Origin of the sequence: Actinocrinis sp. (genome assembly GCF_035946395.1) — a bacterium.
Classification (GTDB): domain Bacteria; phylum Actinomycetota; class Actinomycetes; order Streptomycetales; family Catenulisporaceae; genus Actinocrinis.
Window position 1 is genome coordinate 1 of sequence record NZ_DASYZI010000446.1, and the last position, 6285, is coordinate 6285.

Sequence of the window (6285 nt, forward strand, 5' to 3'; positions counted from 1 at the left end):
TAACGTGAAACGGCACGTCCCATAGTGCATCCCCCATCAAGAAGGACGGCGCGTTCCTGGTGGCGTCAACCCCGTGTCGCCACCGCGAAGCCTTCCCCACCCCGCGCGGAACCCGAACGCCGTCGCCTCAGACAGTAACTCCGACGTCGCTCTGAGTACAGCCCCCAGCCCTGCCCAATCGGAAGCACCGGCTGCTCGCGCCCACGCACTCTCGTTCCCAATAAGTCCATGGCAGAATATACGACTTATAAGAATCTATAGCATACATCCGACTGCTGCGATAGAATTGATACGTGAAGAAATCCCCAACGACCTGCACCGATATCACCAGCACACGTGAGAGGCCCGCCATGGACACGATTGAGATTACCTCCGAAGTCACAGTCGCGACCGCAGTAACTGCCGTAGCCCGGTCGCATGCGGATGCAATGGCTGCGCGCTTGGCCGGGTCGGTGCCGTGTGCGGGGGCGCTGGACGAACTGGTGTTCGGTGATCTTTCGGCGGCTGGTTGCCTGGATGCGGTGCTCGCGTGGGAGCGGCTGTTGCGTCGCGCGCATGCCGGGTTGGTGCGTGGCCTGGCTGCCCTGGCCCGTCACGAGCCGGAAACCGGTGGCGGTGGCAATGGGGGTGGCAATGGCGATAGGGGTGGCGGTTGGTTGTGGTTGGTGGAAAGCGAGCTGAGCGCTGCCTTGGCCTGGTCCCCCGCCACTGCCCAGGCGCGGCTGGCCGACGCCCACGCCCTCACCCGCCTCTTCCCCGACACCCTGCACCAACTCTCCCAGGGTGAGGTCTCTATCGAGCAAGCCCGTGCCCTGACCCAACTGACCGCCGGCCTCGACGATCTGGCCGCCCGGGCCGTCGAAACTCGCGTCCTACCCCGGATGGCAGGCCAGAGCGCCGCGGTCACCCGCCAGGCCATTCGTCGCGCCGTGCTGCGCGCCGACCCGGACGCCGCTGCTCATCGTCACCGTCACGAGTGTGCTCGCCGCCGAGTCGAACTGCGCGCCGAAGACGACGGGATGGCCACGTTAAGCTTTTACCTGGCGGCCGACGTGGCGCAGATGGCCATGCGCACCCTCACCACCCTGGCCCAAAGCGCAAAGCGCAAGAACAACAACAACAACCCCGCCGACACCCGCACGCTCGACCAGTGCCGCGCCGACCTGCTGCCCGCACTCCTGTACCACGCCGCGAGCGGCGCCAGCCCGAGTCCCGCAACACTCTCCGCCCTGCCCGCCGCCCCCGCCCACATCAATGTCGTGGTGGGCATCGAAACCCTCCTGGGCCTAAGCCACGAGCCCGGTCACCTTACCGGCTACGGTCCCCTGTGCCCCGAACAAACCCGCCGCATCGCATCAGCGCACACCGCGCAATGGCGCTTCCTGCTCACCTCCACCGACGGCACCCTCATCGACACCTCGCCCCGCACCTACACACCCCGCGCCGCCATCAAGCGGCTCACTCAGCTCAAGCACAACACGTGCGTGTTCCCGCACTGCCACATGCCCGCCGACCGCTGCGACCTGGACCACAACCAACCCTTCGACCAGGGCGGACCCACCACCCCCGAGAACCTCGCACCACTTTGCCGCCGCCACCACAACCACAAAACCCACAACCACTGGAAACTCAACCGCCACGACGACACCCTCGCCTGGACCTCACACCTGACCGGACGCGACTACACCACCGCGCCCACCAGCTACCCCGTCGCCGCTGCCTGACTGTTTCAAAGTTTCACAGAACACTGACACTAATACTGAAGCGGCTGATACTCCCGATCCCGATCCCGATCTCATTCCTGATCCCGATTGCGATTACGGGTTCTCCCGGCGCGCACTCGCGCATGCCTTCGTCCTCGTCCTCGTCTACACTTTGCCGCCGCTGATCAGTCGTTCGCGATCGAACATCGCCGCGACTGCTCGCCAGGCGAGCAGGTCGATTGCCAGCAGCGCCGCGCCGAGGGTGAGTGCCAGGCGGAGGGTCGGGTGGATCACGTTGAAGCCCATCAGTGAGGTCACCGCGAGCGGCGGGAGGCTGGCCAGCGTGCCGAGTTGCTGTGCGACACGGACGTCGTTCGCTCGGGTGGATACCGCGATGCCTGCCCAGATCGACCAGCCGGCGACCAGTGGGGTGAACAGCAGCTGCGCGAGGATCCGGCCGGCCTGGAAGACGGCCGACTGCACGTTCGGGTGGGCGAACAGCTCGACGCAGGCTAGGAAGATGCCGTACATCAGGTACGAGATTGCCAGCGTTGGGACGAGTGTCGCGAGGGCCTTGCCGACCAGCAACTCCTCCCGGCGCACCGGGGTGGTCAGCACCGGTTCGAGCGTGCCCTGCTCCCGTTCGCCGACGACCGCGTACGACGAGACCACCGCCGGGACGAGCCCTGGAATCAGCGTGAGGTAGAGCAGGGACACGCCCAGCAGGGCGTTGACCTTGTCCTGCGGCGCGTCGGCGGGCAGGCTGAAGACGCTGATGATCGGCGCGATCATGAACAGCACCGGCGTGATCGCCATCGTGCCCGCGATGAAGCGGTTGCGCCGGTAGTCGCGCAGTTCCTTGCGCATCACGGCGCGCACGCGCGTCGAGCTCAGGTTCGCCGTGAGTGTCGTCACCAGCGTCGTCATCGCGACTGCGCCTCCACATCCGTGTCGATCAGCTGGAGGTAGACGTCCTCCAGCGAGTGCTGCGACGGGCTGAGCGAGAGCAGGTCCGCGCCAGCTGCGACCAGGGCGCGTGCCGCCTCCGGTGCGGCCAGCTGCGGGTCGGAGACGGCGACGATGTACGTGCCGTCGCCGGTCTGGTGCCAACTCTCGGCTCCCGGCAGGCCCGCGAGGACGCGTTCCGGCTGAGCGAGTGGTTCGCGGGTCCTGATCTCAAGGCTCTTGCTGAACAGCTGCTCGCGCAGTTCGTCGGGTCGGCCGACCATGCGCAGCGTCGTGTTCATGATGCCGACGCGGTCGCACAGCCGCTCGGCCTCGGCGAGCCGGTGCGTGGTCAGGAAGATCGTCACGCCACGCTTGCGCAGGGCGTCGATCAGCTCGTGGACCTCGCGGGCGGCGACGGGGTCGAGGCCGGAGGTCGGCTCGTCGAGGAAGAGCACCTTCGGGTCGTTGAGCAGCGCGCGGGCCAGCCCGACCCGCTGGCGCAGGCCCTTGGACAGGGAGCGGCACGAATCGTCGGCGCGGTCGAGCAGGTTGACCGCCTTGAGCGCGCGTTCGATCCGGGCGCGCCCGTCGGGCAGCTCGTAGAGACCGACGAAGTAGGCGAGGTTCTCGGCCACGCTGAGGCGCAGGTACAGGCCCGGAGCCTCCGGCATGACCGAAATCCGCTGCCGGATTTCCACGCCGTTCTCTGCGGTCAGCGGCAGGCCGGCCACCATCGCGGTACCCGAACTCGGCGCCAGCAGGGTGCCGAGCGTGCGCACCGTGGTCGTCTTGCCCGCCCCGTTCGGCCCGAGGAACCCGAACACTTCGCCGTAGTCGACGCTGAACGTGACGTTGTCGCACGCGACGCGCGTGCCGAACCGCTTGGTCAGGCCCTCTACCACGAGAGCGCCCTGTCCGTTCGGTGTCCGCTCGGGAGCCGGTCCGGCGGGGTCGCCGGTGGCTTGGTTGGTACTCATCGCACTCACGAAAAAGTGATATCACTTTGGAGTGGGCGGGTCAACGTCGCGGCCGCCGGGCGGGGCAGAGTTGCTGTCTTCGTTACTGTCTTCGGGTGGGGTGGTGTTGCTGTGTTCGGGGTCGCTGTCTCTGGAGTTGTTGCTGTCCGCGGTGTCGCTGGTTTCGGAGTCACTGATCTTGGAGTCACTGATCTTGGAGTCACTGATCTTGGGGTCACTGACTTCGGAGTCGCTGTCTCCGTTCGGGGGAGTGCTCTTCGGCGGGCGGCCGCGGCGCGGTAGGTCGCCGACGTTGCGGGGCATCCGTCCGGCGTCGGCCAGAGCTCGGCGCAGCAGCAGCTCTATCTGCGCGGTGGTGCTGCGCAGCTCGTCGTTCGCCCACCGGGCCAGCGCGTCGTAGACGGCCGGATCGAGCCGCAGCAGGATGTTCTTCCGGTCGGCCACAGTGTCGTGTCGCTTGTCTAGTCGCTTGTCCGGTAGAGGTCGCCTACTGGTAGAGCGTGCCGGTGTTCACGACCGGCTGAGTTGCGCTCTCGCTGCACAGCACCACCAGCAGGTTGCTGACCATCGCGGCCTTGCGCTCCTCGTCCAAGTCCACCAGACCCTGCTCGGTCAGCTGTTCCAGGGCTTGGCGCACCATGCCCACCGCGCCGTCCACCAGCCGTCGGCGCGCGTCGACCACCGCCTCGGCCTGCTGGCGGCGTAACATCACCTGTGCGATCTCCGGCGCGTACGACAGCCGGGTGATCCGGGACTCGACCACGTGCACCCCGGCCGCCGCCACCCGCTCGGCGATCTCGGCCGACAGCCGCGAGGTGATCTCGTCGGCGTTCTCGCGCAGGGACAGCCGCTCCTGGCCGCGCGCGTCGTACGGGTAGCTGCCCGCGACGTGCCGCACCGCCGTCTCCGCCTGGGTGGCGACGAACGCGACCACGTTCTCGACGCCGTAGACGGCCTTGGCCGTGTCAGCCACCTGCCACACCACGACCGCGGCCATCTCGATCGGGTTGCCGTCGGCGTCGTTGACCTTGCTTGTCGCGGTCTCGTGGTTGCGGATGCGCGTGGAGACTCGGTGCCGCTTGGTGAACGGGTTCACCCAACGCAGGCCGTTGACCCGGATGGTCCCGACGTAGCGGCCGAAGAGGGTCACCACCCTGGCTTGGCCGGGCGCCACCGCGTTCAGGCCGGCCAGCGCCAGCGCCCCGGCCAGCAGCAGCACGACGCCCAGTAGCGGCACGACCGCGATCGCCGCCGCGCCCCCGGCCACCAGGGCGAGCCCGACCGGCAGTGCCAGCGCGCCCGGCAGGTCGTTCGCCTTCTTTTCGCTGATCGGAACGTCGACCGCCGCCATGCCCATAGTGACGGCTGTGCCGGCCATGCCCCCGTCACCCGCTGTCCGTGGTCCCTCCGAAGCCGCCCCACTCATCGCGACCCACCTGTCTCATCGTGTCTCATCGTCGTGGACACCTGGTGTGCCCACTGGGACCCAGTATAGAGATATCACTTAATATGGGGCGGTGGGGCGGTGGGGCGGTGGGGCTTCGGGCTGAGTGCGTGCTGCCCGCCTCAGCAGGAAAGTTTCGGCTGCGGGGCGCGCTGAGCGGGCAGGTGATCCGTCCGCGGCGCATTCGCTTGCGTATTCGAACACTGTCTCTTTACGTTGCCCATCGCCGGCCCGGGGTGGGCCGCATTCGCGAAGGGACGACTCAGGTGAAGCAGCATTCGGGAGCGCGGCGGCAGGTCGGTCGCCGTACCCTCGTCCGCACGGCGGTCGCGACCGGGATCGCAGGGCTGGGATTGGCGATGAGCCCGGTGGCCGCGCACGCGTCGGCCACGCTGAGCGCGAGCAGCGGTCAGGTGTGGGGCTCGACGTATGGCAGTGCTCAGTCGGCGGCGGAGAGCAGCGCGTACAGCGCCCTGATGGGAGTCGCCAACTCGCACGGCTACTCCACCTGCATCAACGTGACGTACAGCGACACGCTCGTCTACGTCGTCCCGAGCGGCGGCGGCGACGTGTTCACCTCGACGGCGACGGGGCTGTGCGGGAACTACGTGTTCCAGGCCGGGTCAACGCTCAGCGCGACCGGCTCGCAGACGTGGGGCTCGACCTATGGCAGTGCCGAGTCCGCCGCGGAGGCCAACGCCTACAGCGCACTCATGTCGGCAGCACAGTCGCACGGCTACACGACCTGCATCAACGTGACGTACAGCGACACGCTCGTCTACGTCGTTCCCAGCGGTGGCGGCGACGTGTTCGTCTCAACCGCGACAGGAACCTGCGGTACTCGGTCGTTCCAGTGATCGAATAACACAGGGCGCGTCGGCGGGGCCATGCATCTCAGTCCCCGCCGACGCTGGACTGCTCTTTTTCTTTTTCACCCGGCCTGCTGCTCCATCTGCCGGCGCAGCGACAGGGGTCGCATGTCGGTCCACACCTCGCCGATGTGGGCGAGGCACTCTTCCTTGGTGCCGGTCTTGCCGGCGTCGGCCCAGCCGGGCGCGTTCTCGCGGTCCGCCGGCCAGATCGAGTACTGCTGCTCGTCGTTGACGACGACGCGGTAAGTCTCGGCTTCCATCAGTGCGCCCCTCGTGAGTCCTGCGCAAACCATACCCCGCGCTCGAATGCCGCGACGACATGCCGGGAGGCCGTGCGAGTC

7 protein-coding genes are annotated in these 6285 nt (G+C 67.6%); 2 read left to right on the forward strand and 5 right to left on the reverse strand.

The window, feature by feature from the left end; genetic code table 11:
- Positions 1-293: 293 nt before the first annotated feature.
- Positions 294-1724: an HNH endonuclease gene (locus VGS97_RS28365; protein WP_326856748.1), complete on the forward strand. Its 1431-nt coding sequence runs from the start codon at positions 294-296 to the stop codon at positions 1722-1724.
- Positions 1725-1868: 144 nt separating this feature from the next.
- On the opposite strand, the gene VGS97_RS28370 is transcribed toward VGS97_RS28365, so the two are convergent.
- The 4 genes from VGS97_RS28370 to VGS97_RS28385 are packed head-to-tail and all read right to left on the reverse strand — an operon-like array spanning position 1869 to position 5006.
- Positions 1869-2630, reverse strand: a complete 762-nt coding sequence (locus tag VGS97_RS28370) for an ABC transporter permease (protein ID WP_326856749.1) — start codon at positions 2628-2630, stop codon at positions 1869-1871.
- Complete coding sequence (locus tag VGS97_RS28375; RefSeq protein ID WP_326856750.1) at positions 2627-3628, reverse strand: ABC transporter ATP-binding protein; 1002 nt, start codon at positions 3626-3628, stop codon at positions 2627-2629. Before VGS97_RS28375 ends, VGS97_RS28370 begins: the two co-directional genes overlap by 4 nt.
- A 21-nt stretch (positions 3629-3649) precedes the next feature.
- Positions 3650-4072, reverse strand: a complete 423-nt coding sequence (locus tag VGS97_RS29875) for a hypothetical protein (protein WP_326856751.1) — start codon at positions 4070-4072, stop codon at positions 3650-3652.
- 43 nt (positions 4073-4115) lie between these two features.
- Entirely contained in the window at positions 4116-5006 is an 891-nt protein-coding gene (locus VGS97_RS28385) for an SPFH domain-containing protein (RefSeq protein WP_326856752.1), read from the reverse strand.
- Positions 5007-5338: 332 nt separating this feature from the next.
- On the opposite strand from VGS97_RS28385, the gene VGS97_RS28390 reads away from it, so the two are divergent.
- A complete protein-coding gene (locus tag VGS97_RS28390) occupies positions 5339-5929 on the forward strand; it encodes a hypothetical protein (RefSeq protein WP_326856753.1) in 591 nt (196 codons plus the stop codon).
- Between the two features lie 74 nt (positions 5930-6003).
- Here the strand turns inward: VGS97_RS28390 and VGS97_RS28395 are convergent, their stop codons facing one another.
- Complete coding sequence (locus VGS97_RS28395) at positions 6004-6204, reverse strand: MbtH family protein (RefSeq protein WP_326856754.1); 201 nt, start codon at positions 6202-6204, stop codon at positions 6004-6006.
- Between the last annotated feature and the right edge of the window lie 81 nt (positions 6205-6285).

What these genes read in the sequence shown, in the direction of transcription:
- VGS97_RS28370 (WP_326856749.1), bottom strand. Translation starts at nt 2,630, where the DNA reads ATGACGACGCTGGTGACGACACTCACGGCGAACCTGAGCTCGACGCGC.
- VGS97_RS28375 (WP_326856750.1), bottom strand. Translation starts at nt 3,628, where the DNA reads ATGAGTACCAACCAAGCCACCGGCGACCCCGCCGGACCGGCTCCCGAG.
- VGS97_RS28385 (WP_326856752.1), bottom strand. Translation starts at nt 5,006, where the DNA reads ATGGCCGGCACAGCCGTCACTATGGGCATGGCGGCGGTCGACGTTCCG.
- VGS97_RS28395 (WP_326856754.1), bottom strand. Translation starts at nt 6,204, where the DNA reads ATGGAAGCCGAGACTTACCGCGTCGTCGTCAACGACGAGCAGCAGTAC.